This window comes from Undibacterium sp. Di27W, from assembly GCF_049340345.1.
Lineage (GTDB): Bacteria > Pseudomonadota > Gammaproteobacteria > Burkholderiales > Burkholderiaceae_D > Undibacterium.
Genome location: NZ_JBMPOS010000152.1, coordinates 1 through 304, shown reverse-complemented (window position 1 = coordinate 304; position 304 = coordinate 1). Strand labels below are relative to the sequence as shown.

The 304-nt window shown below is 42.8% G+C and carries 1 protein-coding gene; it reads left to right on the top strand.

Going from position 1 to position 304, the window contains the following annotated elements; all coding sequences use genetic code 11:
- Nucleotides 1-92: 92 nt before the first annotated feature.
- A partial coding sequence (locus ACO0LF_RS31705) for a hypothetical protein (protein WP_423021423.1) occupies nucleotides 93-304 on the top strand: 212 nt, incomplete at its 3' end.

Sequence of the window (304 nt, the reverse complement as noted above, 5' to 3'; positions counted from 1 at the left end):
CCCACATTTATTGACTGTTAATTGTTAAAGAACCGTATTCTTTTCTGCTTAACCGGACTACTTATTCATCCAGTTTTGCGTCGCAGCGTTGTGTGCGTCAGCAGCAGAGAAACGAGATTATGGAGCATTTCTTTCGTGCTGTCAACACCCTGTCTTTATTTTCGTTCAGTTTAAATTTTTTAGATTCATTCTCAACTACTTCAGGCTATTTACAGCTCCAGGTTTTCTGCGTCATTTCTTTCGCTCAAACCCCATCACTACTCCTATCTTCGCCCGCTCTTCAGCGGGAGGCGGACTATAGCAA